This window comes from Desulfotomaculum sp., assembly GCA_003513005.1.
Classification (GTDB): Bacteria; Bacillota; Desulfotomaculia; order Desulfotomaculales; family Nap2-2B; genus 46-80.
In genome coordinates this window covers 1-26,023 of record DOTD01000004.1, presented here as the reverse complement: position 1 = coordinate 26,023, position 26,023 = coordinate 1, and the positions used below count along the sequence as shown (strand labels likewise).

General features: G+C 46.5%; 26 protein-coding genes. 20 read left to right on the top strand and 6 right to left on the bottom strand.

The window, feature by feature from the left end; genetic code table 11:
- The 14 genes from DEH07_00270 (at position 1) to rimI (ending at position 13,447) form a co-directional block, all read left to right on the top strand.
- On the top strand, positions 1-846 hold the full coding sequence (locus DEH07_00270) for a hypothetical protein (protein ID HBY02998.1): 846 nt from the start codon (positions 1-3) through the stop codon (positions 844-846).
- A gap of 151 nt (positions 847-997) precedes the next feature.
- Positions 998-2,092 (top strand): hypothetical protein, encoded by a 1,095-nt coding sequence (locus DEH07_00265; GenBank protein HBY02997.1) that lies wholly within the window; start codon positions 998-1,000, stop codon positions 2,090-2,092.
- Between the two features lie 105 nt (positions 2,093-2,197).
- Positions 2,198-3,262 (top strand): glycosyltransferase, encoded by a 1,065-nt coding sequence (locus tag DEH07_00260; GenBank protein HBY02996.1) that lies wholly within the window; start codon positions 2,198-2,200, stop codon positions 3,260-3,262.
- A 51-nt stretch (positions 3,263-3,313) separates the two neighbouring features.
- Entirely contained in the window at positions 3,314-5,650 is a 2,337-nt protein-coding gene (locus DEH07_00255) for a kojibiose phosphorylase (GenBank protein HBY02995.1), read from the top strand.
- 6 nt (positions 5,651-5,656) lie between these two features.
- Entirely contained in the window at positions 5,657-6,418 is a 762-nt protein-coding gene (locus DEH07_00250) for a hypothetical protein (GenBank protein HBY02994.1), read from the top strand.
- Positions 6,419-6,438: 20 nt separating this feature from the next.
- Positions 6,439-6,951 (top strand): acetolactate synthase small subunit, encoded by a 513-nt coding sequence (locus tag DEH07_00245; GenBank protein HBY02993.1) that lies wholly within the window; start codon positions 6,439-6,441, stop codon positions 6,949-6,951.
- A gap of 21 nt (positions 6,952-6,972) precedes the next feature.
- Positions 6,973-7,677, top strand: a complete 705-nt coding sequence (locus tag DEH07_00240) for a peptidase C26 (protein ID HBY02992.1) — start codon at positions 6,973-6,975, stop codon at positions 7,675-7,677.
- A gap of 109 nt (positions 7,678-7,786) precedes the next feature.
- Positions 7,787-8,212, top strand: coding sequence for a response regulator (locus DEH07_00235; GenBank protein ID HBY02991.1), 426 nt, complete (start codon positions 7,787-7,789; stop codon positions 8,210-8,212).
- Positions 8,213-8,377: 165 nt separating this feature from the next.
- Entirely contained in the window at positions 8,378-9,475 is a 1,098-nt protein-coding gene (locus tag DEH07_00230; protein HBY02990.1) for a thiamine phosphate synthase, read from the top strand.
- Positions 9,472-10,770, top strand: a complete 1,299-nt coding sequence (locus tag DEH07_00225; protein HBY02989.1) for a phosphomethylpyrimidine synthase — start codon at positions 9,472-9,474, stop codon at positions 10,768-10,770. The genes DEH07_00230 and DEH07_00225 overlap by 4 nt, the downstream gene beginning before the upstream one ends.
- Before the next feature lie 42 nt (positions 10,771-10,812).
- Positions 10,813-11,832 carry a thiamine-phosphate kinase gene (gene thiL, locus DEH07_00220; GenBank protein HBY02988.1) on the top strand — a complete coding sequence of 340 codons (1,020 nt, stop codon included), beginning with the start codon at positions 10,813-10,815 and terminating at the stop codon, positions 11,830-11,832.
- On the top strand, positions 11,825-12,319 hold the full coding sequence (locus DEH07_00215; GenBank protein HBY02987.1) for a tRNA (adenosine(37)-N6)-threonylcarbamoyltransferase complex ATPase subunit type 1 TsaE: 495 nt from the start codon (positions 11,825-11,827) through the stop codon (positions 12,317-12,319). Before thiL ends, DEH07_00215 begins: the two co-directional genes overlap by 8 nt.
- Entirely contained in the window at positions 12,300-12,989 is a 690-nt protein-coding gene (tsaB, locus tag DEH07_00210) for a tRNA (adenosine(37)-N6)-threonylcarbamoyltransferase complex dimerization subunit type 1 TsaB (GenBank protein HBY02986.1), read from the top strand. Before DEH07_00215 ends, tsaB begins: the two co-directional genes overlap by 20 nt.
- Before the next feature lie 38 nt (positions 12,990-13,027).
- A complete protein-coding gene (gene rimI, locus DEH07_00205; GenBank protein HBY02985.1) occupies positions 13,028-13,447 on the top strand; it encodes a ribosomal-protein-alanine N-acetyltransferase in 420 nt (139 codons plus the stop codon).
- Here the strand turns inward: rimI and DEH07_00200 are convergent, their stop codons facing one another.
- Both DEH07_00200 and DEH07_00195 read right to left on the bottom strand, forming a co-directional pair.
- Positions 13,448-14,356 carry a TIGR01777 family protein gene (locus tag DEH07_00200; GenBank protein HBY02984.1) on the bottom strand — a complete coding sequence of 303 codons (909 nt, stop codon included), beginning with the start codon at positions 14,354-14,356 and terminating at the stop codon, positions 13,448-13,450.
- A gap of 318 nt (positions 14,357-14,674) precedes the next feature.
- Positions 14,675-15,328, bottom strand: a complete 654-nt coding sequence (locus DEH07_00195; GenBank protein ID HBY02983.1) for a hypothetical protein — start codon at positions 15,326-15,328, stop codon at positions 14,675-14,677.
- A gap of 368 nt (positions 15,329-15,696) precedes the next feature.
- Here DEH07_00195 and DEH07_00190 point away from each other — a divergent pair, with 368 nt between their 5' ends.
- The 5 genes from DEH07_00190 to DEH07_00170 are packed head-to-tail and all read left to right on the top strand — an operon-like array spanning position 15,697 to position 21,832.
- The gene (locus DEH07_00190; GenBank protein HBY02982.1) at positions 15,697-16,194 is read left to right on the top strand and encodes a hypothetical protein; all 498 of its coding nucleotides are present in this window, start codon (positions 15,697-15,699) and stop codon (positions 16,192-16,194) included.
- A gap of 60 nt (positions 16,195-16,254) precedes the next feature.
- Positions 16,255-16,953, top strand: coding sequence for a hemolysin D (locus DEH07_00185; protein HBY02981.1), 699 nt, complete (start codon positions 16,255-16,257; stop codon positions 16,951-16,953).
- A 20-nt stretch (positions 16,954-16,973) separates the two neighbouring features.
- Positions 16,974-18,119: an efflux RND transporter periplasmic adaptor subunit gene (locus tag DEH07_00180; protein ID HBY02980.1), complete on the top strand. Its 1,146-nt coding sequence runs from the start codon at positions 16,974-16,976 to the stop codon at positions 18,117-18,119.
- Positions 18,120-18,146: 27 nt separating this feature from the next.
- On the top strand, positions 18,147-19,871 hold the full coding sequence (locus tag DEH07_00175) for a multidrug ABC transporter ATP-binding protein (protein ID HBY02979.1): 1,725 nt from the start codon (positions 18,147-18,149) through the stop codon (positions 19,869-19,871).
- Positions 19,872-19,873: 2 nt separating this feature from the next.
- On the top strand, positions 19,874-21,832 hold the full coding sequence (locus tag DEH07_00170; protein HBY02978.1) for an ABC transporter: 1,959 nt from the start codon (positions 19,874-19,876) through the stop codon (positions 21,830-21,832).
- A 55-nt stretch (positions 21,833-21,887) separates the two neighbouring features.
- Here the strand turns inward: DEH07_00170 and DEH07_00165 are convergent, their stop codons facing one another.
- Positions 21,888-22,580, bottom strand: a complete 693-nt coding sequence (locus DEH07_00165; GenBank protein ID HBY02977.1) for a hypothetical protein — start codon at positions 22,578-22,580, stop codon at positions 21,888-21,890.
- A 303-nt stretch (positions 22,581-22,883) separates the two neighbouring features.
- On the opposite strand from DEH07_00165, the gene DEH07_00160 reads away from it, so the two are divergent.
- Entirely contained in the window at positions 22,884-24,143 is a 1,260-nt protein-coding gene (locus DEH07_00160; protein HBY02976.1) for an IS110 family transposase, read from the top strand.
- Here DEH07_00160 and DEH07_00155 read toward each other — a convergent pair.
- From DEH07_00155 to DEH07_00145, 3 genes are all read right to left on the bottom strand, one after another.
- Entirely contained in the window at positions 24,140-24,346 is a 207-nt protein-coding gene (locus DEH07_00155; GenBank protein ID HBY02975.1) for a hypothetical protein, read from the bottom strand. The two genes, DEH07_00160 and DEH07_00155, sit on opposite strands and share 4 nt — an antisense overlap.
- Positions 24,347-24,490: 144 nt before the next feature.
- Positions 24,491-25,243: a hypothetical protein gene (locus DEH07_00150; protein HBY02974.1), complete on the bottom strand. Its 753-nt coding sequence runs from the start codon at positions 25,241-25,243 to the stop codon at positions 24,491-24,493.
- A gap of 12 nt (positions 25,244-25,255) precedes the next feature.
- Positions 25,256-25,771: a hypothetical protein gene (locus tag DEH07_00145; GenBank protein HBY02973.1), complete on the bottom strand. Its 516-nt coding sequence runs from the start codon at positions 25,769-25,771 to the stop codon at positions 25,256-25,258.
- Between the last annotated feature and the right edge of the window lie 252 nt (positions 25,772-26,023).

The following is a 26,023-nucleotide window of genomic DNA, read 5'->3' as shown; positions in this document are numbered from 1 at the left end:
ATGGCGTTAAACTTGAAGTCCGGCTTGCGTGAAATGTTCCTGGAAGGGAACAGGCCTGTAAGTGAGCTTGGTGAGTATGTTACCGCCAGCGGCTCTCAGGTCCGGATAGACGCTTTGAGCCTGAAGCACAAAGAATTGAACGACCTGCTCAGGGAGGTAGTTTCAAAGGGAGCGCGGGAGATTACCATTAACAACGTTTTCGGGCACAGGTATCTTGGCACCAGGCTCGGCATATTCTCCGGCTGTGGGGTTGAACTTGACATACACGGAACTCCCGGTAACGACCTGGGGGCATTTCTGAACGGTCAGCGCATCACTGTTTACGGCAATGCCCAGGATGGCGTCGGCAATACGATGAACGAGGGAGAGATAATTGTTCATGGCAAGGCCGGAGATGTTGTGGCCATGTCGATGCGGGGCGGAAAGATTTTCATCAGGAATAATGTTGGTTATAGAGCTGCAATTCACATGAAGGAATACAAAGATAAAATTCCGGTGCTTGTGGTTGGCGGAACAGCGCAGGACTTTTTCGGGGAGTACATGGCGGGCGGGATAGTGCTTTTACTGGGGCTCGGCCTGGAGGATGGCAAAAACCATAATGCCGGCTATGTAGGAACCGGGATGCACGGCGGTGTAATGTATGTAAGAGGAAGCATGCAGAGGAACCAGCTTGGGAAAGACGTTGGAATTTATGAGACGGATAACCGGGACCTGGAAATTATCCGGCGGTATACAGGAGAATTTGCACAGCGATTCGGATTAAATGCGGAAGAAATCCTCCAGGGAAGTTTCCGGAAAATCACGCCGCTTTCCAAAAGGCCGTATAAAAACACATACGCATATTAATAAGACAGGGAAAGTTGACCACTGCCGGCTATAAAGGCCGGCTTTTTTATTTCGTCCGGATTTTATGAAAGACGACTTTTTTAGACTAAAGTAAAGGGTTTTCGCCTCTTGTTGTGGAATTACTTATTATTCCTGCAAGGAGTTGAAAACTATGAAGAAGAAAATTGTTGCAGTGTTGCTGATACTGTGTGTGTTACTGTTGGTTACTTTGACTGCGGAAGCTGCATCGACTGGTCAGACTAATATCAGCCAGGTTGTCAAACTGATTGTAAACGGTAAAACCATAAACACGGCAGCGAGCGAGTCGCCGGTTGTTTATAAAGGAAGGACTTTCGTTCCTATCAGAATAGTGGCTGAAGCGTTAAATTTAAAGGTTGACTGGGACAGTAAGCTTAAGACGGTCAAAATAACCGGCAAGACTGATTCCGAAGCGGACAGCTCGTTATTGGCTCAGAAGGACAAAACAATCCAGGACCTCACAGCGCAGTTAACGCAGAAGAACAGCACAATTCAAAGTATGCAGGCTGAGATTGATACGCTCAAGAAACAGAATAACACTGATCTTGGGGATTTGGAAGACGACCTGTTTTCGGATTATGATTATTTGGAAAATGTAAAAATTGATGAAATCAGACTAGACGGTGACGAAGATGATGTAACCGTTAAAATTGAGGTTAACCTGGACAGTTACGATACTAAGTGGTCAAAGTTAAGCGACAGCGAAATAAAAAGCTATATCAAAAACGTGGTGGATAAAATTCAGGACGAGCTTTCCGATGATACCAAGGTGAGCGGAAAAATTATAGACAACGACAGCAATGACACTTTAGTGACTTTTACCAAGAACGGAACCTCCACCTTTTCATTGAGCTATAAGGATGAGGACTACCGGGGAGATTTAGAATCCGACATTGAAGATGTAGAGGACAATCTTGAAGGTGACAATTTCTGGGTAGACGACATAGAATTCGAAATAAACACTGTTACCTATTACGATGACGATACCGTTAAAGTTGTACTCGGGGCAGTTACAAGCAGCGCTGCTTCCAAGTGGGACGACTTGACCAGCAGTAAGATTGAAAGCGGCGTAAAAGCAATCGGCAAGGAAGTTGCCGATACTTTTGAGGATGACGCCGATGTCAGCATTGACTATGTTCAACTTACTTTTAAAGATAACGATAATAGCACGCTGACGGACGGCAGTTACAAGTATAATGTTAACTCCAAAAGTTTAACAAAAATATAAAATAGTTTTGTAAATTTTCCCCGCAATAAAGCTTGAAGTGACTTGAGCGGCCTGTAATTCAGATGATATATAGATATATAAAATTTAAAGGATTAAGGTGAGGAAATGAAGATAGCAATAATCCTGCCGCCCTGGTTCAAGATACCCCCTGCCGGTTACGGGGGTATTGAAGTTGTCGTCAGCCTTCTTGCTGACGGCCTGGTTGCAAAAGGCCATGAAGTCACTGTCTGCACGGTTTCAAAATCTGACACAAAAGCGAATATCTATAAGGTTTTTGACGAGGAAATGAAAGCCTGCCTGGACAAACCGCCTTCAAGTTTTCTTAACGTAGCTTTAACCCACGCCCTGTCCTCGTATATGGAAGTAATTGGCAAAGGTTTTGATTTGATCCATGATCACACCTGGAAGGAAGGGTTGTGCTGCGCTGCTTTTTTAAAGGAAATTCCCGTAGTGCATACGCTGCACGGTCCTTTTGACGAGGAAAACAAGGCGTTTTACAGGCTTTTTGCCGGCCGTACGGGAATTCATTTTATTTCTATCAGCAACAACCAGCGCTCTTTTCTTCCCGGCCTTAATTATCTCGGCACTGTATACAACGGTGTTAAATTTGATAAGTACCCCTTCTCCCAGGACAAGGACGACTTCTTCTTTTTCATAGGGCGTTTCAATCCGGAAAAGGCGCCCCACCTTGCCTGCGAAGCCGCCAAACGAATGGGGGCGAAGCTTGTTTTGGCCGGCAAGGTTCACGAGCAGGCCGAAGTAATCTATTTTGACCAATTCATCAGGCCTTATCTGAACGAGAAGATAACTTACATAGGTGAAGTGGGACACTGGAGCGAAGAAAAAATGCATATGTTTTCCCGCGGCAGAGGTTACCTTTACCCAATCAAGTGGGAAGAGCCTTTCGGTATAACTATGGTTGAGGCAATGGCCTGCGGAACACCTGTGATAACTTTCAAGAGAGGTTCAGCCCCGGAGGTTGTTGAACACGGCGTTACAGGTTTTGTGGTTGAGACCATGGATGAATTTGTTGCGGCCGCAGACCGGGCAGGGAGCATCAGCCCCTTAAAATGCCGGGAAAGGGCAGAGAATCTTTTTACTTCCCAGGTTATGGTGGACAGCTACGAACGGCTCTATAAAAAAGTGATTGAAAAAAGACTGACTGGCTGATTAGCCGCACGGGCAATGGAAATTAAAAAAGCGTGGTCTTGAGTAAGGGGGATGTCCTTGTTTAAAAAATTATCCGAAGAAAACTGGATAATCAGCGAAGAGGGTTTTGAGCAGGATAAGAGAAAGTTTTGGGAAACAATCTATACGCTTGGTAACGGGTATCTCGGTTCGAGGGGTGTCCTGGAAGAGAGCTTTGAGAACGGATATCCCGGGACTTATCTGGCTGGTATTTATGATCAAACCGCGGGTCAGCCTTTTGAAATTGTCAACGCCCCCAACCCGTTGAGGATTGAAGTTTATATTAACGGCGTCAGGCTTTCCGTAAATGAGATGAAAGTTGCTGAACACCGCCGTGCTTTAGACCTGAAAAAGGCCGTTCTGCACAGACGGACTGTCTTTCAAAATGATCAGGGCAGATATGAGTACGAATCGGCGCGGTTCTTCAGCTTGAAGGACTATCATGCCGCCGTGATGGTTTTTTCCTTAAAACCGCTGGATTATGACGCTGAAATAACGGTCAAAAGATTAATCGACGGCACAACTGAAAATGCTGTTCAGGCAGTCGGGGATCCAACCAAGCATTATTCAGTCCGGGATTGCTCATTTCATAATCCGGGTGGGGCCGTTTACCTTGAAGCGGAAACAATTATTTCCGGGCAGTCAATTGGTCTGGCTACAGACCTGGAGTTCTCAGGAAGAGGTTCCTATCCGGAAGTAAAGTGGTCCGTTTCGGCCGGTGAGGAAACAGTCTCCCGGGAGTGCTCTTTTAAAGCTGCCAAAGGGAAAAGGTATACGTTCACATCTTTTATAACAATCTATACATCCCGTGACAAAAAGCGCAGCGTAAAGACGTGCTGCCTTGACTTGTTGGGGTCTTTAAGGAAAAAAGGCGCCGCGGCCCTTTTTAAAACCCACTGCAGCGCCTGGAGGGAAAGATGGGTAAATTCCGATTTTTTGATTGACAGTGAGGCTTCCCTGCAAAATAATGTGCGCCTGAACACCTACCATCTTCTGATTGCTGTTCCGCTCGTGGATTTGGATGTGAGCATCCCGGCTAAAACATTATCAGGCGAGTGGTATAAAGGCCACGTATTCTGGGATACGGAAATCTTTGTTTTGCCGTTTTTTATCTTTACTCAGCCTGAACTGGCCAGAAATCTTCTCCTTTACCGCTACCGGCGTTTAAATCAGGCCAGGGCCAAGGCAAGGGAAAACGGCTACAAAGGGGCCTGGTGGCCATGGGAATCAGCTGAAAGCGGAGATGACGAGACTCCCAAAACATGGGTCAACTTTGATGGTACAGTTATCCCCGTTCATGTATCCAAAAGGGAGATTCATATCTCAGGAGATATAATATACGGAGTAGTTTTATATTACCAGGCTACTTCCGATAAGGATTTCATGCTCCGGTACGGCGCGGAAATGGTTTTTGAAACAACCCGGTTCTGGGCAGCACGCGTAAACTATAATAGCGAAAAAAACTATTATGAAATAAAAGATATTATTGGTCCAAATGAATTTCAAGAATGTGTTGATAATAATTTTTATACAAATTATATGGCCAGGTGGAATTTGAGATACGCGGCGGAACTTTACGGCTTACTGGCCAGGGAGCATCCCCTTCGCCTGAACAGGCTGGCTAAAAAAATTGGATTAAAAGAAGAAGAGATCCGGTCATGGGAAGATATTTCGGAAAAAATCATTATTTTCACCAACCAGGATGGACTTATTGAAGAATTTGAGGGTTATTTCAACAAGAAAGAGTTCTTAATTCAGGAATGGGATGAAAACGCAATGCCGGTCTGGCCTGCTTCGTTGGCCCTTGCCGAGGTCAAAGACACCCAGTTGGTCAAGCAGGCTGATGTTATACTTTTATTACGGTTGTTTGCCAACGAATTCGATAGCCGGGTGAAAAAAGTCAACTACGATTTTTATGAAAAGAGGACCACGCACAAATCAAGCCTCAGTTTGCCGAGTTATGCCATTACAGCCCTCGAACTGGGTAACCTGGGAGAGTCTTACAAGCATTTCATCCAGGCCATAAGGGCGGATTACGGCGACTTATACGGCAATACGGAGCTTGGTATGCATGCGGCCGCGCTTGGCGGCGCATGGCAAATTGCAGGATACGGTTTTGCCGGGCTGAAAATAAAAGATGAGATTTTGTCTGTAAACCCGGTTTTACCCGGGGAAGTAAGCGGCATCCGCCTTAATTTCTGGTTCAGGAATGCTTTGTTCGAGCTGAAAGTTGACAACGCCGGAGGAAAGCTTCAGATAGAGGTCTTATTTATCCGCGACAAGTCCAGGAACAGGAAGGGTATTTGGCTGGAAGTAGGCGGTGAAAAGTGCTTTTTGAGCCGCGGCCAAAAATTCGCTTTGAAAAGGTGATCAAAAATGAACGAAAAGGTAGCTTATATATGGGACATTGACGGGGTAGTGGTTGACAGCCCGCATGAGGATGCCTGGCGCATAACTGCGGCAAAAGAACCGTATCTGGTTGAAACAATGGATTCAGACTTTTATTTTACTTACGTTGCTTCCCGGCCAAGGTACGAAGGGGGCAACAATATCCTTGAGCTGAACAACGTTTATGACCGGCTTGGGGCAAAGACAGGGGAGCAGAAAAAGGTTATTCTGGAGAAGTACTGCAGTGAGAAGAACAGGCTGATCAAAGACCTCATCAAAGCCGGGAAGTTCAAACTTTTCCCGGATGCAGTCTCAATACTTTTGGAGGCTAAAAGCAAAGGAATTCTTCAGGCTGCCGCATCAGCCTCAAAAAACGCCAGGGACATGCTGATTAAAGTAACCAAAGACCGCTTGATTAATGAGCTTGGACCTGCGTATAATGCAATTGATGAAGCTGATACGCTTTACTCAATGTTTAATGTTGATGTTTGCGGAACCGACCTGGAGGGTAAAAAAAGCATTCTGGAATTTGCTTCCGCCAGGATAAAAGAACTTTTGCCCGGTGAAAAACTGCGGTTCGTGGTGTTTGAAGACGCCTCTTCGGGAATCGAGGCTGCCAAATCGCTGGGTTTTGACGCAGTCGGCGTGTGGCGTATAGGTCAGGAGGAAGCTCTGCGCCGGGCCGGGGCGGATTTTGTTGTTAGGGATTTAAGAACAGCCGATATTTATAAATTTATTGACTTACTTTAAAAGTTTTAGGAGGAATTTTAATGAAACATACCCTGGCGGTATTGGCTCTTAATAAGCCCGGTGTACTGGCCAGAATATCCGGACTGCTGAGCAGGCGCGTCTTCAACATAGAGAGCATTGCCGCAGGATATACGGAAGACAGCGACGTTTCGCGCATTACCATTGTTGTGAACGGCGATGACCGGGAACTCGATCAGGCAATGAAGCAGCTTTCCAAACTGATTGATGTAATCAAGGTACAGGAACTCTTTAAATCAGGTTCTATTGACAGGGAGTTGGTCCTGATTAAAGTCAAGGCTGATTCTGCGCGCCGCTCTGAAATAGTCGATATTGTAGAGATTTTCCGGGCTAACATTGTTGATATTAACCGCGAAACGGTTGTTATCGAATTAAGCGGCGGGGAAGAAAAAATAAACGCCGCCTGCGCGGTTCTCGAGGATCACGGAATTGTCGAGATTGTACGGACCGGTAAAGTATCCATTGGCAGGGGCCCCGACGCCGCCAAGCACTTTTTGGAAGGAAACGATCAGTAAAACCCTGGGGGGAGATTGCAAATACGACCTGTCATTGGGATTACTTGCAGTTGGGATAATGAAAACCAGAGGCACTTTCTTGGTTCGCTGTACTGCGAAGCTGTCAGGGTTGCCGGCGGGTTACCTGTCCTGCTGTCAAATTATGAAAAAGAGGAAGAAATCGCCGGGCTTCTTGGAATCATCGACGGGCTGCTGCTTTCCGGGGGAAAGGACGTGGACCCGTTTTATTTCGGGGAGGAAGCGATTCCTGAATGCGGGGAAATAACTCCCTTACGGGACAGTTTTGAGATAAAGCTGGCTAAGATGGCTATCAAGAACCAAGTCCCGGTTCTGGGAATCTGCAGGGGAGCCCAGGTGTTAAATATAGCTTCCGGAGGAACTATTTATCAAGATTTAAACACTCAGCTCACCGGTTGTTTGAAGCATTATCAGCAGGCGCCCGGCTGGGCAGCCACCCATAAGATAAATATAGAAAAAGGTACTTTGCTGGAATCGATTTTTCAGGTACCGGAAATCAGGGTAAACAGTTATCACCACCAGGCGGTTCATGATGTTGCTCCCGGATTTATAATCTGCGCAAAATCCTCCGACGGAGTTGTGGAGGCTATTGAAGGCGCTTCGGGCTCTTTTGTTCTTGGCCTGCAGTGCCATCCGGAGGAAATGTGGGAAAAAGACTTCCGGTTCTTAAAACTTTTTCAGGCATTGACTAATTATGCTGTAAAATAAACAGGGACGGACAGAAAATATTTGTATTTTATGGATCCGGTTGGAGAATTATTCTGTTTCCTGTCGAATCAATACAATATTTACCTGATGTTTTTTTAAGGGGGCGCCTATCGTAAAAACTGTTCCAACTGCTCTGGTAGCCGATGATCATTATGGCATAAGGCATTTACTGTCAACAATTATGGAGGAGATAGGTTATAAGGTCAGTCTGGCCAAAAACGGTTTCGAAGCTGTTGAAGCCGTGGAAAAGTACCGCCCATATCTAGTCTTTCTGGATGTCCAAATGCCGGTGATGAGCGGTCTTCAAGCCCTGGGCAGGATTAAGGCAATTTCACCGGAAACGACAGTAGTGATCATGACAGCCTATATTTCACGTGAAGTCGTCAGCGCGGCAATGGAAAAAGGGGCCAGTTTTTGTATTGCAAAACCTTTCGATATAAATAAGACGAGGCCCTTTCTGCAAAAATTCTTTAATGAGGAAGGGGTTTGCGGGTGTTGCCTGCCGAATAACTGCAGCATGGTACTGCCCGTGTAACAGAATTAAAATTTAATATCCTATACAAGCAATGCCCATTACATTAAAATATTTGATAAAATATAAAGTGAGTAATGGGCCTGTTTCGTTTCAAGAGTTATTATTATCAAGCCCATTCCTTCAAGAATGGGTTTTTAGGTTTTTTAATGGAAGGTTGCTGACGGATTGTTCAGTATTTACAGGATAGCCGACGCAAATTTCAACCGTGCCAGAGAGGGACTCCGGGTTGTCGAGGAGTTGGCCCGCTTTATTTTAAATGACGCTGATCTGGCCGGCCGGCTGAAAAGTATGCGGCATCAACTCCGTTCGATCCAGCAGGAATGGCCCGGCGGGGTCGAAAAGTTTATGTCCGGCAGGGACTCGCAAACGGATGTCGGTTTTAACAGCCGGGAAGAAAAAGAGTTTGAAAGGCTTGACTTTCTTGAACTGTCCCTGGCCAACTTTAAACGCGTGCAGGAAGCCATGCGTGTTCTGGAAGAGTATGCCAAGTTCATTTCAACCGGTTCCGACTTTAAAAAAATACGCTTTGAACTTTATGATTTGGAAAAGAAGATGACCCTCAAGCTGGTTGAATTAAAAGCAAACGAATTGTACAATGTAGATTATACCCTTTATGTTATCGTTCAGGAAAAGTTCTCCGGGGGAAGGGACCTTGTAGAAGTTGCCAGATCGGCGATTTCCGGCGGCGCAACCGTGATTCAGTTTCGGGACAAAGAATCCCCCGACAGCAGGCTGCTGGAAAAAGGTCTTGAACTGCGCCGTCTGACTCGTTCTAAAGATGTGCCCCTGATTATCAACGACCGGATCGATATAGCCCTTGCCGTGGATGCGGACGGCGTTCACCTTGGCCAGGATGACCTGCCCGTTTCTGCTGCCAGGCAGCTTCTCGGGCCCGGAAAAATTATCGGCGTATCCACCCATTCGCTGGAGCAAGCCCGGCGGGCGCGCCGGCAGGGTGCTGATTATATAGGGGTAGGCCCGGTTTTTGACACCAAAACTAAGGAAAACGGCGCCAGACCGGTCGGATTGGAATTACTCAGGCAGGTCGGCGGGGAAATTGACCTGCCCTGGGTTGCAGTCGGCGGGATAGATAAATCTAACGTTTCCGAAGTTGTATCAGCCGGGGCAAAGGGTGTGGCTGTTGTTACAGCGGTGGTTTCAGCCCCGGATATACGGGCAGCAGCCTTATTTTTACGGGAAGAGATTATAAATACCCGCTCATCCCGGATGACAAAAATTATAGACGGGGGTTTTGAAGAATGACGCAGCTTTTATCAGCCAGGGCCGGGATAATCACAGCACAAATGAAAAAAGTGGCTGAAAAAGAAATGCTTGAGCCTGAGGTGATCAGGCAGGGAGTGGAAGCGGGGACAGTAGTTATTCCCGCAAATACAAACCACAGCGGGCTTATACCCTGTGGTATCGGAAAAGGTCTGCGGACCAAGGTTAACGCCAATCTGGGCACTTCCACCGCTTCGCGCGGGTTAAAGGGCGAGCTGGAAAAACTGGAAACAGCCCTGTCAGCAGGCACGGATGCCGTGATGGATCTCTCTACTGGCGGGGAAATTAACGAAATCAGGCGGGAAATCCTATGCCGCTGTCCTGTTCCGCTGGGAACGGTGCCGATTTACCAGTCTGTTGTGGAAGCCAAGGAAAAACGCGGCAGCATTGTTGCAATGACGGCCGATGACATTTTTACTGCGCTGGAGACGCAGGCCGGGGACGGTGTTGATTTTTTTACTGTCCACTGCGGTGTGACCATGGAAACAATCAGCCGTTTAAGGCGTCAGGGCCGGGTTACCGACATTGTCAGCAGAGGGGGGTCCCTGCTGACCGGCTGGATGCTGCACAACCAGAAGGAGAATCCTCTGCTGGAAGAATTTGATCGCTTGCTGGATATTTGCCTTAAATACGATGTGACGCTCAGCCTTGGTGACGGCCTGCGCCCGGGGTGCCTTGCCGATGCCACGGACCGGGCCCAGATCCAGGAGCTTTTAATATTAGGAGAACTGGTGGAAAGATCGCGTAAGGCAGGAGTACAGGTTATGGTAGAAGGACCCGGACATCTGCCTCTCGATCAGGTAATTCCGAATATTATGCTTCAAAAGAGCCTTTGCAACGGAGCGCCTTTTTATGTGTTGGGGCCCTTGGTTACCGATGTGGCGCCGGGGTACGATCACATAACCTCCGCCATCGGCGGTGCGCTGGCTGCAATGGCGGGAGCGGATTTTCTCTGCTACGTTACTCCCTCCGAACACCTTGGCCTGCCCAGTGTCCAGGATGTCCGGGAGGGTGTGATTGCCTGCCGCCTGGCCGGCCACGCGGCCGATTATGTCAAGAACGTGCAGGGGGCAAGAGACTGGGATCTGGCGATGGCGAAAGCCCGCAAGGAATTGGACTGGGAGAAACAGTTCGCCTTGGCCCTGGATCCGGAAAAAGCCCGCCGCTGCAGGGAGGCGCACAACCCGGAGCAGATTGAAGCCTGCACGATGTGCGGGGATTTCTGCGCTATGAAGCTGGTCGGGGAACATCTGGGCAAAGTACCGGAAGACTGCTGATCAGCTACTACCATAAACCATGAAAGGATACCGGTGAGGCATTTGGACCTGAGTACCCTGGGGGAAATGAAACTTATCGAGCTTCTTACCCGGGAAATCGTCCTTTATCCCGACAACGTGATCAGGGGGATAGGGGACGATGCCGCTGTCTTAAAGGGCGAGGGGGAAGACTGGCTTTTGTTCACCACCGATATGCTTATCGAGGGTGTCCACTTTTCCATGGCTTACGTAAAGCCTGACCATGTCGGAGCGAAAGCGCTGGTGGCAAGTGTCAGCGACATTGCAGCCATGGGCGGCAGGCCGCTGCATGCGGTTGTTTCTCTGGGGATTCCCTTGAAATTTTCGGTAGAGGCTTTAAAGGGGATTTATTCCGGATTAAGGAGCGCTGCGGAAGAATACAGCCTGAATATTGTCGGCGGAGATACTGTGAAATCTCCGGGTAAATTAATCATTAACGTTGCCCTGATCGGGTGTGTGGGCGCCGGTAAGGCTGTTTACCGCAGCGGCGCAAAACCCGGAGATCTGGTTTTTGTTACCGGCAGCCTCGGAAATTCGGCTGCAGGACTTTTTCTCTATCAGAACCCCGGTACCAGAGTTTCACCAGAAGCCGGCAGCTTTTTAAAATCGGCCCATACCAATCCGAAGGCGCGTGTCAAACAGGGTGTCTTGCTGGCAGGTACGGGAAAAGTTACCTCAATGGATGACATCAGCGACGGACTGGCTACTGAAATTCATGAAATTTGCCTGGCCAGCGGTGTCGGCTGCCGGATCAGATCTCCCCTTGTTCCACAAGACCAGAGGATGAAGGAAGCGGCCGCAGCCGCCAAACGGGACCCGCTTAACTGGGCGCTGTACGGGGGCGAGGACTTTGAACTGATTTTTACAGTCCGCCCTGACAGCGCTGCCGCCTTAAAGCGCCTTTTCAACGAAGCAGGAGAAAAGTGCCATCTTATTGGTGAGATTGTGCAGCAGGCGGACGGAATTACAATGGAACTGCCGCAGGGTTATTTTGTTCCCCTGGAGGCAAAAGGATATGATCATTTTAAGGCAAGGAATGATTAAGGGGAAAGTCATGGATCTAAAATCTGAATCGGCGCAGCATACTTTTTTTTGGGGTGAACTCCTGGGCGACATCCTGGAGGCGGGCGCTGTTATTTGCCTGACCGGCGGACTTGGCGCCGGCAAGACTGTTTTCGCCAAGGGAGTGGGAAAGGGCCTTGGTGTGAAGGAAGTAATCAACAGCCCCACGTTTACGATTATCAAAGAATACCAGGGGAGGGTTCCTTTTTACCACATTGACGCCTACCGCCTGAAGGGACCGGCAGAGCTCGACGACCTGGGGGGCGAGGAATATTTTGAAGGGAACGGCGTCACACTGATAGAATGGGCTGATCAGGTTGCAGAGGCTCTGCCGCAGGACAGGTTGGACATAACTATCTGTGCTGACCCGCAAGCGGATGAAATCCGGATGATCAGCTTTAATCCCCGGGGAGAACGATACTGCCGCCTGATGGAGGATTATAAAAATATTGTACGTGCTGGGAATTGAAGCGGCTACCTCAGTCGCCAGCGCAGCCGTTGCGCTGGATGATGTGCTGGTTGCTGAAAGAACTATAAATAACAAACGGACGCACTCTGTGAACCTGCTGCCCATGATTAAAGGCGTCCTGGAAGAGGCAGGCATCGAACATACCCAACTGGGAGGGATTGCCGCCTCGATAGGACCCGGCTCTTTCACAGGCTTGCGGATTGGCCTGGCCACTGCAAGGACGCTGGCCCAAGCGTGGGGCCTTCCTGTTGCAGGGATAGGGACGCTTGAGGCCCTTGCCTGTCTTTATCAGGCCAGGGGGGCAGGGTTGACCTGTCCTGTTATAACCGCCCGTAAAAACGAGGTTTACTCTGCTGTTTATGAGAACGGTCTGCAGCGCGTTGCCGGCCCGGCAGCGATATCTCCTGCTGATTTGGCCCTGAAGTTGAAAAAATTTGAGCAGCCGGTTACACTTTTAGGAGACGGCGCCCTTGCATACAGGGAAATTATTGAAGAACACCTGGGCGGCGCAGCGCTCTTTGCGCCCGGCGGGCTGTGCCTGCCGAGGGGAGCAAGCATTGCATCCCTTGGCTTAAGCAGGTTCAATGCCGGTCAGGGAGGGAATTATTCAAGCTTGAGGCCCTTTTATCTAAGGCTGTCGGAGGCGGAGTCAAAATGGCTGCAAAAATAATCGATTATAAGCCTGATTTAAGTATTTATTTTATTCCCATGCAGGCCAATCATCTCAGAGAGGTTATAGCTATTGAGCAGAAATCCTTTCCAACGCCGTGGTCGAGGTATGCTTTCTACGGTGAACTGCTCAATGATTTTGCTTATTATATAGTAGCCATATGCGGGGATAAAGTTGTCGGCTACGCCGGTATGTGGCTGATTATTGATGAGTCGCACATTACCAACCTGGCCGTTCACCCTGATTACAGGCAGTGCGGGATCGGCAGGTCTTTGATGCAGGAACTGGAAAATCAGTCTGTGACACTTGGGGCCAAATCAATGACCCTTGAAGTAAGGCCCAGCAATAGTATAGCAAAAGGCCTTTATTCAAGCATGGGTTTTTTTCAGGAGGGACGGCGCAGGGGCTATTATTCCGATACCGGCGAGGACGCGCTGATCATGTGGAAGCGCTTTTAATTACTTCCCGATAATATCCCTTAAAGTATTTTCTAGCTCTGTAAACTTGAACACGAAACCCTCTTTAAGAACTTTTTCCGGGAAGACCCGCTGACTGTTTAACAACATATCCGACATTTCCCCTAAAACAATTTTAAGAAGAAAACCGGGGACGGGCAGCCAGGAAGGACTTCCCGTAACCCGGCCCAAAACCCTGCAAAACTCTTTCATTCTAACCGGTTCCGGAGTAGTAACGTTTACCGGGCCAAAAATATTTTGGTTTTCTGCCGCAAATAGGGTCAACCTTGTCAAGTCCTTAATGTGTATCCAGGACATCCACTGGTCTCCCGCTCCCAGAGGCCCCCCTAAATAAAAGCGGAAAGAGGTTTTCATTCTGGCCAGAGCCCCTTCATCGCCCAACACAATACCAAACCGCAGGACAGTTACCCTGACTCCTGAAGCTTGAGCCTTAAATGCCTCCTCTTCCCATGCCCGGCATACTCCTGCTAAAAAATCCTGTCCTGGGCGTGAGTTCTCGGTTAGCTCCTCATTTCCACAGGGACCGTAAAATCCAATAGCCGATGCGTTGATTAACGCTTTGGGAGCAGCTTTCTGACGGCTGATGGCGTCTACAATAGCCTGTGTGGTCTGGATCCTGCTGCTCAAGATTTTCTCTTTTACGGTTTGCGTCCAACGGCGGCATGCAATAGATTCCCCGGCCAAGTTTATGATTAAGCCGACGTCATCCAGCGGCTCCGCCGGCAGCGGACCTGCAGAGTTGTCCCATTTTACAATGGATGCCCCGTGCCCCTGCGGGCTTGCTTTTTCGGGGCGCCTGCTGACAATACAAACCTCATGTCCGGCAGATAGCAATTCGGCGCATAAATTCTTCCCAATAAAACCTGTACCGCCAAATACAAGGACTTTCATTGAACCAACCTCCCGGAAAGCATAGGGAAATTCAAGCCTCATTGTGCCGCTTACCCACATATATGGAATTTATTTCATGTTTGTGTTAATAATATATCAAAGGTTCAAAAATGTGAATATGTATAAAAGAACTTGGCATGACAATATATGTCATGTGTTATACACAAAACAATACTAAAGGAAGTAGAGGCTTCCCTATTTAGGTAAATCAACTGGAATGTCGAAATTAATAAAGGAGCAATAAGCGTTGGTTTTTGACACCTGATATTGCTCCTTTTTAATATGAATACTCAGTTAATGACTATAAACCAGGCATTGCTACTTAATCTGGAGAACTTGATCACTGTTGATTATAATTGTGTGGGCAGCAGCGACCCAATCGACCTTGCAATTCATGGCTTCCGATACAAACCTGAGAGGAATCAGAGTTCTTCCGTCTACTATTCTTGCCGGTACATCCAACGGTGTTAATACACCGTTGATGTAGGCATTGCCGCCAATCACCAGGTTGACTGTAAAAGCGCCCTTATTTGCCGTAACTGTTTGGGTCTTCTCATCCCACTTTACGTTGGCCTGCAATCCCTCAAAAATAGTACGCTGCGGAACTAAGGTGTAACCTTTGTCAGTAATAGGTTGAACATCGAAGGTAAGTTCCTTGCCGTCTAGATTTATAATGATGCTATCGTCGTTTGCTTTTCTAATTGTGAATTCATCTATGGGGCCATAACCTGTACCTGTGGCATTTGTTGCAAACGCTTTATAGTAGTACTTACCTGGTATGAGATCGGTAAGAGTCGTTTTGAAGGGCATTGCTACAAACTCATTTTTACCTACTACGATTTTTTCGTTTGTCTGAGCATCTATGCCATAGTAGAAGCCATACTCTCTGATTTCCCCAAAACATTCTGTCATAAGTCCATTCAAAGTAACGTCATTGGCTGCAAGATCCGTTATTTGATTTGTTTTCACCACCGGTGTTTTAGAAGTTGCTCAGCCGCATGCGACGTTAGCATTCATTAAGAAAACAGGCAAAGCCAACAATGTCAGCAACATCATCATGCTAAACCATTTAGGGAACTTGATGCCTAACAAGTTATTAACCCCCTTTCCCTTATTTTTTAATAACTAGGTAAAAAACTATTTTATTATACAATACACCGACTAGCATTTCAACAAATAATTCCCATATATGTCGTTATTCAACGAATAGTGTCGCGGTATAAGCAATCAAGGAATATGATTTAATGAGGAAAATTAGGAACATAGCGGATGAAAGCGAAGGAGGTCCCTTTGCTTTTTATTTATAAACAGGATTAATAGTTAATTCATATTTACTATTAATGACTAATATAATATACTCTTTATTGCAAAGCTATTGGTTGGATAGGGGGGTGTTAACAATAAGCAGCCTGGAGGATGTTGCCGGCGACTTCCATATAGTATTGGAGTACATACGTGAAAATTTTTTCAGGCCGGTTGACCAGGTTACCCGTTCGCGGTTAAGCCATGTTCAATTTTGCGCCATGTCGATCCTTTGCAGGAGAGGTTCCCTTTCTATGTCCGAACTGGCGGACGAGATGCGGATATCCAAGCAGCAGCTTACACCCCTTATCCGCAAGCTGATTGACCGCAAAATGTTATCCAGAAAAACAGATCCCGATGACCGGCGCATCGTGCGTCTTGAAGTCACCGGGATCGGCCGGAGTACGCTGGAGGATTTGTTTAATGAGCTGAAAATGGCGCTTGTAGAAAAGCTTAAAGAGCTGCCCGTCGCAGAACTGGACGAACTGGGACAAATGCTGAAAAGAATTCTTGATATTCTTAAAAGCGTTTGTTAATTAAATTCAACCTGGTTAATTTAGAAGAAAGAAAAAAAGAATTTGAGGTGGTTTTTGGGAATGAAGAAAGTAAAAACGGCATTGCTGATTATTGTGGTAATCGTCCTGATCGGCGGAGTGATCGGGGGAGCTTACTATGTGTATGAGGGTATATACTTCTTTTCCACAGAAAACGCCAAGATAACGGCGAATACGGTTGTACTGACCCCGGAGGTGGCCGGCAAGATCAAGGAATTAAACGTCAAGGAAGGGGATTACGTAAAAACTGGCCAGGTACTTTTAAAACAAGATTTAAGCATGCTGGTGACAAGTTCTGCAATAAATCCGCAGGCTCTGGCCAGCACGGCAGATTCAATAATCTCAAAGGCGGATGTCAAATCGCCGATTGACGGCAAGATAGTGCAGCTGAATGTTGTAAAGGGACAGGTTGTCTCGCCCGGGATGGAGATTGCAACAGTAGCCGACACTTCACATATATACATACAGGCAAACATTGAGGAAACGGACATCAACAAAATCAAACAAGGCCAAAAGGTTGATATCAAAATAGACGCCTACCACCGGAGATCTTTTGAGGGATATGTAGAGAGCGTCAGCCAGGCCACACAAACGGCTTTCAGCCAGTATCCGTCGCTTAATACCAGCGGCGCTTATTCAAAAGTTACGCAGTTAATCCCTGTGAAAATCAGCATCGCTGACGCGGACAGCCTCAACCTTATGCTGGGGATGAATGCAACGGTCAAAATTCATATCAAGTAGTGAAAGGAGGTACTTTAAGCATGTGGAGACAAATTAAGTTTATCCCTGCATTCCTTTTAGCGGCGCTCCTGGTATTCGTCTTTTCCGGGTGTGCGGATAAAAGCGCCGACCAGGTAATGAATGTGAAAACTGCAGCCGCCGCCGATCAGGAACTGGAGGCGAAAATCCAACTGAGCGGAGTCCTTGTGCCGGAAAAGACTGTCGACATATCGAGTAAAATTTCGGGACAGGTTGTAAGTTTGGGTTTTGAAGCCGGCAGCGCTGTTAAAGCTGGAGACGTGCTTATGCAGCTTGATACGGAATCGTTAAAGGCCCAGCTTTTACAGGCCCAGGCAAGCCAGCTGTCGGCGGAAGCGGCTGTACAGTCTGTCCAGAACCAGGCTTCGACGGCAAAGATAAACCTGGACGCAGCACAAAAAGACTATGACAGGACAAAGATGCTCTACGCGGCGGGGGCAGTACCATTAAGCCAGATGGATGACGTTACCGACAAACTTGACCTTGCCAGAAACCAGTATAAAAATGCATCCGGGCCCGCCTTAAACCAGGCTAATGCCGCGGTCAGCACAGCCGCCGCCAATATAAAGAACATTCAGGTACAGATAAATTACGCTACTGTCAAAAGCCCCTCCGGCGGGATTGTGGCCAGCCGGAATGCAGATGTCGGCGAGGTCGTCTCTGCGGGTGTGCCGGTAATGTCAATTGTCGATACAAAAGTTTTGAAAATGAAAAGCACCGTAACGCAGGATGAACTTCCTCTTCTTTCAGAAGGTAAAGAAGTTGATTTGACCGTTGACAGCTACCCCGACGCTGAATTTAAAGGCGTCATCTCCAGCCTTGGACCTATTGCCGTGAGCACGGGAGAGGTTTTCCCCGTCGAAATATCGATTAAAAACAACGGCAGCCTTAAGGCGGGATTATCTGCCCATACGTCTGTCGCCGCCAGGGCGAGAGGGATTGTTGTCCCGGTGTCCGCAATTGCACAGGATTCAGGGAAAAGCTATGTTTTTGTGATCAAGGATAAACTGGCTGAGCGGCGCTCCGTAAAAACGGGGCTGAGAAACGATCAGTTAATCATAATTCTGACAGGACTTAACAAGGGTGAGCGGGTTGCCGTTACAAATGTAAACAGCCTGACTGACCGGGCGGCGGTAAATCCCAGTTAACTAAGCAGCATCTAAGGAGCAGCGTTCATGTTCAGGTTGTTTGGATATTTAAAACCGTACACCGGGGCTCTGTTCTGGGTTGTCGTATTTCTTTTCGCCCAGTCTATTGCCGAGCTTTACCTGCCGACGCTGATGTCTGATGTCGTCAACAACGGGATGATGAAAGGCGATACGGGATATATCTGGAAATACGGCAGCTATATGCTTTTAGTCGCTCTCGGAAGCAGTATTTGTTCGGTATTCGGCAGTTACCTGTCCTCGGTAACCGGGGTTGGTTTCGGCAGAGATATCCGCGATAAGGTTTTTTCGCATGTGGAAAGCTACTCCCTCCACGAGTTTGACAAGATCGGGACCGCTTCTTTAATCACGAGGGCTACCAACGACATAACCCAGGTGCAGACAGTGACGGTAATGGGCCTGCGGTTTATGATCTTCGCCCCGATTATGTGTATCGGGGGTATTATCATGGCCTACTCAAAGGACAGGGAACTTACCTTGATCCTGGCTGTCGTCCTCCCCATCATGCTGCTTATCATCTGGGGCGTAGCCAGTTTGATCGTGCCGCTGTTCAGGTCAATGCAGGCCAAACTTGACAGGGTAAGCCTGGTACTGCGCGAGAACCTTACGGGAATAAGAGTTATCCGGGCGTTTAACAGGCTGGAGAAAGAAAACGAACGCTTTAAGGAAGCGAACCTGGACCTGACCGACACTTCTATTAAAGTAAATAAAATTATGGCTGTCATGCAGCCGGTAATGATCATTATGATGAACGTTACCTCTATTGCCATTATCTGGTTCGGCGGATACCGGATCGCCCAGAACAATATGCAGGTCGGGGACATGATGGCGTTTATCCAGTATGCTACGCAGGTCATGTTCTCCATCATCATGGTGACGATTATGTTTGTCATGGTGCCCAGGGCACAGGCGTCGGCCGTCAGGATTAACGAGGTCATGGACATCAAGCCGGAGATTGTGGATCCGCCGCAGGGCCGGAAGACCAGCAAGGAAGGCAATATAGAATTCCGGGATGTAACTTTCAGCTATCCCGGCGCCGAACTGCCTGCCGTAAAGAATATTTCATTCGCCGCCTGTCCCGGCGAAGTGACGGCAATCATTGGCGGCACCGGCTCGGGAAAATCAACGCTGATTAACCTGATCCCGAGATTCTATGATGTGGACAGCGGCTGTGTCCTGGTTGACGGGGTGGACGTAAGGCAAATGGAGCAGAAGGACCTCCGGGCTAAAATCGGTTTTGTTCCGCAGACCCCGATCCTGTTCAGCGGCACTGTTTCAGAAAACATCCGCTATGGAAAAGCCGGCGCCACCGAAGAGGAGATTATTCACGCGGCGGAGGTCGCCCAGGCGAGCGAATTTATTTCCCAGATGGAAGGCAAGTACGAGGCTCTAATTTCCCAGGGCGGCACGAATTTGTCCGGCGGTCAGAAACAGAGGCTATCCATTGCCCGCGCCCTGGTCAGAAGGCCGGGGATATACATTTTGGACGACAGTTTTTCGGCGCTGGACTTTAAGACTGACGCCTTGCTGCGGGCGGCGCTTAAAAAGGAGACTGCCGCTTCGATCGTAATCATCGTCGCCCAGAGGGTGGGGACTGTAATGGACGCCGACAGGATCATCGTTCTGCACGCGGGTGAGATTGTCGGAATGGGCAAACACAAGGAACTTCTGGTTACCTGCGCGGTTTACCATGAGATTGTATCCTCCCAGTTGTCGGAAGAGGAGATTGCCTAAAGATGAGTGAGCGCGACACACAAAGACAAGGACCCGGCCCGGCGCCGCCGGGAGGACCCATGGGCCGGGGTCACATGATGGGACAGCCGGTTGAAAAGGCGAAGGATTTCAAGGGAACTTTTCTGCGGCTGATCGGGTACCTGAAGCCGGAAAAATACCGCTTTATGGTGATGACTGTCCTGGCTGTCTTAAGTACGGTTTTTTCCATTGTAGGCCCCAAAATTATGGGAAAGGCCACAACCAAGATTGCCGACGGGGTCCTGGCCAAATATTCCTATTATACACAATTGTATACGGCGATCCAGGAAAAAATGCCGGCTGAAGTGATTAACAAGCTTAAGAATCAGCCTATCCCGGGCTTTGATTTCGGGTATATTGAAAAAATCCTGCTCTGGCTGATTGTGTTATATGTAATCAGCGCGCTTTGCAGCTTTGCGATGGGCTATATAATGTCCAGCGTTTCCCAGAATACGGTCTATAAAATGCGTAATGATGTAAAGGATAAGCTCGACAACCTGCCCCTGAAATATTTCGACCAGCGGACCCACGGCGAGATTTTAAGCCGTGTAACCAACGATATGGATAACATTGCCACGACTCTTCAGCAGAGCCTGACCCATCTGATCACGTCCGTAGTTACCGTAGCCGGTATTCTTGTCATGATGCTGACGATCAGCCCTGTGATGACGGTACTTGTCCTGGTGACCCTGCCGGCCAGCGGTATTATTACAGCTTATATAGCTAAAAATTCTCAGAAATATTTTTCGGAACAACAAAAATGCATCGGAGAGATGAACGGCCATGTGGAGGAGATGTACGCGGGGCATAAAATTGTCAAAGCATTCGGGCATGAGAAAGACTCCATAGCCAAGTTTAAAGATATTAACGATAGATTGTACAATGTGGGATGGAAAGCGCAGTTCATCTCCGGAATTATCTTCCCGGCCCTGAACTTTGTCAATAATATAGGGTATGTCGTCATCTGTGTCGCCGGAGGGCTTCTGGTCGCTAAAAATAAGATTGAGATCGGCGATATCCAGGCGTTCATCCAGTATATGAGGCAGTTTACCCAGCCGATCATCCAGGTGGCCAACATTGCCAACGTGTTCCAGTTTACAGCCGCTTCCGCCGAACGGGTCTTTGAAATACTTGATGAGGTTGAGCAGATTCCGGATAAGAATGATACGCAGGTGATCAAATTCCCCAAAGGCAGGCTGACTTTTGAGCATGTATGGTTCAGCTATAAAGAAGACACTCCCCTTATAGAAGATTTGAATCTGGAAATTAAGGAAGGAAGCGTAATTGCCATCGTCGGCCCGACGGGAGCAGGGAAGACCACCCTGGTAAACCTGATCATGCGTTTTTACGAGGTGGACAGGGGGCGCATAACAGTCGACGGTGTGGATATAAGAGACATCAGCCGCGGGGACCTGCGCGCGATGTTCGGCATGGTTCTGCAGGACACGTGGCTGTTCAACGGCACGATCAGGGACAACATCGCCTACGGGCGGGAAGGGGTAAGCGAGGAAGAGATCATCAGCGCGGCAAAAGCAGCCGAAGCCCACCACTTCATCAAGACTCTCCCGGACGGATACGATACGGTGCTGAATGAAGAGGCGACCAATATCTCCCAGGGCCAGAAGCAGCTTCTGACCATCGCCCGCGCTATTCTTGCTGACCCGGCAATTCTTATTCTGGACGAGGCGACCAGCAACATCGATACAAGGACCGAGGTGCTGATCCAGAAGGCGATGACAAACATGATGAAGGGGAGGACCTGTTTTGTTATTGCCCACAGGCTTTCGACCATCCGCTTTGCGGACATCATCCTGGTGATGAACAAAGGCGCCATCATCGAGCAGGGCAATCACGAGGAACTACTGGCCAAAGGCGGCTTCTACGCCGACCTCTACAACAGCCAGTTTACCGGCCGGCGCCTGGACAACCAGAATGTATCCTGATTAGTGGGCACAGTGTTACGCGGGGTCATGCCTCACTGCGTTAAAAAATAAAAGACTATTGTTCGTTTAATTTATAGTCTTCCACATACCAATAGATATCATTTGTCCTTACTTCTTCAATGTTCTTTCCAGTTTGTTCACTAACATTTTTCCCAATGAAGTAACTGTCAACATCTATGACATAAACCCTGTCATCGTTTTTCATTTCTACTAACTTATCTAAATTTTTTTTATTTACATTGCATGTAAAAGCAATAACTCCAGCTATAGTATTTAGATCAATATCATCAGCAATTCTATCGAAATTAAATAATGAACCGTTTTTAGGTTCAGACATAAGTGTCCCCCGGAGCCCATTTTCTTCGAATGTTCTTATTTTGCAGTAACAGATATCAATTTCGTATTTAAGGACAAAATCTTCAAACTCTTGCACTGGCATTGGTTCTTTGAGTGTTATTGTAGCAATAAAAGATTTGTCAAAGTTCTTTTCTCTTGATAGTTCAGTTAGCTTGTCATTAGCTAACGATACAAAATCTCTTATTTCGGATTCATCTTTAAATTTATGTATAACTGATATATTCGATCCATTCTTTGTTGGCTTTCCTCGCATAAGAGTATATTTTACTTTTTCATTTAATTTAATCTTACTGTCTGTCGCTTTACTGGCACTAATTTGATTAGTAAAAACAAATAGTAACGAACCTATTAAAATAGCTCTGCCAAGAATTATAAATAATTTTTTATACATAATAACCTCCATTCCGCCGCTACCGCTAGCGGCACAAATAGCAATGAAAACGGGGGCGCAGCAACCCTGCTTGCTATACAATCTATCTGAGGAGAAGGCACACTACAAAGCACGGTGAGGTGAGTTGCAGACTGCTTCTTGGCTTAAATCAGTATAATAACCAGTGTAAGGATCGCCTTTCAAAACAACAAATAAGTGGTACCGCGAGGCCGCACGCTAATCATTGTTTTAACTCAGCGTTAAATGTGTGGCGATCCAGTCACTGCCTTCCCCCTCACGATTTCAGAACAAGGAGGGAGAAATTTGAAAGTCGTTTACCCCATCTGCTGTGGCGTCGATGTACACAAGACATTTCTCGTCGCCACGCTCATCACAACGCAGGGCATATTTCCCAGTTACAAGAAGAAGCGCTTTTCCACTTTCAACAATTCCATTCTGGCGTTCAAGCAGTGGCTGATCGATAACAACTGCTTTGACGTTTGCATGGAGAGTACAGGGAAGTACTATATCCCCATCTACAATTTGCTGGAAGATAGCATCCGCGTTACCGTCGCCAACCCCAAGTGGGTTGCCGCTGTTAAGGGCAACAAAGATGATGTCAAGGATTCCAAGTGGATTGGCGACCTGTTTCGTCTCGGTCTTGTACCCGGCAGCTTCATTCCTTCCAAGGATATTCGCATCCTGCGAGAGTATACACGGTATCGTTTTAAGTTGGTTTCCTGCAAGTCCAGCGAGAAGAATCGCTTTCAAAACGCTTTCACCGTTTGCAATGTAGCCCTTGATTCTGTCGTTTCCGACATGTTTGGCAAATCTGCCTCCTCCATCACGAACTACCTTGTAAACGCGGATTCCTTTGACCCAAAGTATTGCATTTCACTTCTGCAACGCTCCTTAAAAAAGAAAGCCGACGAAGTCATCGAATCCATTGAAGGCTTCCAAATGACCGGGGAACAAAAAGAACGCATCCGCTTCGTCCGCAGACATTTGGATTTTGTGGAGCAACTCATTGCCGGCATCGATCAAGCCATAGCCGGTTTGGTTGAACCCTTTGAAAGCGCTATTATTCTGCTGTGTACCATTCCTGGAGTTGATCGCAACACTGCCATCACGATCCTCTCCGAGATCGGTACTGATATGTCTCAGTTCTCATCCTCAAAGCGCTTGTGCTGTTGGGCGGGATTAGAGCCTGGCAACAACCAATCCGCCGGTAAAAAGAAGTCTGTTCGCATCACTAAAGCCGGAGTTTACCTCAAACCCGCTCTTGTACAAGCGGCCCATGCCGCCGTGAAATCCAAGACTTCTTCTTACTATCGCATCAAGTATGAGCGGATTGCCAAACGCAGAGGTAAGAAACGAGCCATTATCGCCATTGCCAGAATGATGCTCACTGCCGTTTATCACATGCTCCAGACCGGTGAGGTTTTCAATCCTTGCGATCTCTACCGGGTTGATATGCCGGTGGAACTTCGTATTAAGCAAAAGGAGAAAGCTTTGAGGCAAGCTGCTAAACTCTTGATTGCACACGGAGTGGTTAGCCCCGAGCATATCTCTCTATCTGTTTAACCTTTTAGCTCTGCTTCCCCTATATTCTTTGTTATGTATAATAAAGTTAAGGTTAAGAAAATTACTATTCCCATAAAAGATGATAGATAGAACCAATATATAACTAAATATTCAAACGGACCTTTAAAAAGAATAAAATATATCAAGGGAAATGTAATTGGAACTATTGAGTTTAAAAATATTAGATTTAAAATTTTATTCATATATCTTCCGATTTAAACAAGGCATCGTTGTATAATCAATAACAGTCAGACATAAATTTACTATATGAGACAATATTTATCAATTGTTTAATTTGTAGTAATTTGTCGAATTAAAGAAATGAGTCTTTCCTAACCCAGTCATAATTAAATTTCAATTCTTTCTGGCCATGCTTGGCTTTTAGCTATTGTCCAAACTTTATTTATACAGTTTAAAATAAGATAATTTTGAAGCAGGTGGATATAAAAAGATCCTCTTTCCGTTAGAATTATTTCGCTTTCTGTTTCACTGCACAACTGAAACGTTCTTAGAAAGAAAAACAGAGATTTAAGTTTTAAATCAGCGCTTCCAAATACCTTTTCGAGTTTGGCTTTATTTATCTTTGCTTCATAAAATCTCCAATACAGCCAATAATATTTTTGTAATTCAGATGAGATGTCAATTGCTAAGGCTACAGGTATTTTTCCATTTAAAGCAGAATCAATATAATCCTTTACCGAAAAAGTATTAAAAAAGAAAACATCCGGCAATCTTGAACATGCGCCTGCCCCGATTCCTATATAATTATCTCTGGTTACGGAAGAATATTTTGGAACTTCTCCTTTTCTAAATCCCCAAACAGATACCTGTTGATAACCGTTTTCCTTACAAAAATTATAAATACTTTTATACATCTGTCTTCTTTTTAAGAGGTTGGGCATTTTTACACTGTTTAGCTTGAGATGTCCACCTACTGAGGTATAAGGAAAAGTAAATAAGGGGTAGGTTGTAATCTGGTTAACTCCTAATTTCATAGCCTTATCCAAATCAGCTAAAACGTTTTTATTGTCCTGTTTTGGCAAAACAAACATCAGGTCAATATTTACCGACTTAAAATTGGCAGATAAAGCAGCTTTCACAACTTCTTCCGCTTATCCCGCATTGTATTTCCTGCCCAATATCTTCAAGTATTCATCATTAAAACTTTGAACACCAATACTGATTAAGTCGACTCCCATGTTCTTCAGTTTTTTTACTATATTTTCATTCAAATCGGCAGGACTTGTTTCAATACAAATATCTCCTGCAATAAAAAATTTCTCACGTAATGAATGGATAATAATATCCAGTTCTTCTATTAAATTTGTTGGCGTTCCCCCTCCTATATAAACTGAAGGGATTTCAACTTTCCCGTACTTCTTAAAATAAAAATCAATTTCACATAGAACTGCATGTAAATAAGGCTGAACCAAATCTTTATTGTAACCAATGCGGTTGTAAGGACAATATGGACAACCGTTTTTACAAAAAGGAATATGAATATATAGATCTATCTTCTTTAAAGACGGTATATCTATAGTATTTCTTTTTAGGAAAGTAAAATTTTGTTTTCTGCCGATAAAAAAACGTCTGCCAATTTTAGCTGCAATGTTTGTTTTCATTTTCATGGTAAATAATTCAGGGCAGAAATAATTGCAGATGGTTTTAATTTTAAGATGTAGATTATTTCAGGGTATCCTAAATAGCCGCAGTTCTCACAGGCATCTTTATTCCCAAATGCCCGGCAACACTCGTAAAGCTTACTATCCGCATAATAGGGCTTCTTCAGCAATTTTAAATTTCCTTTAGATATATTGTCGAATTATGTTGATGGCAAATATTTTTAGGATCAGGTTTAACTAGTACTACAGCGATGGATC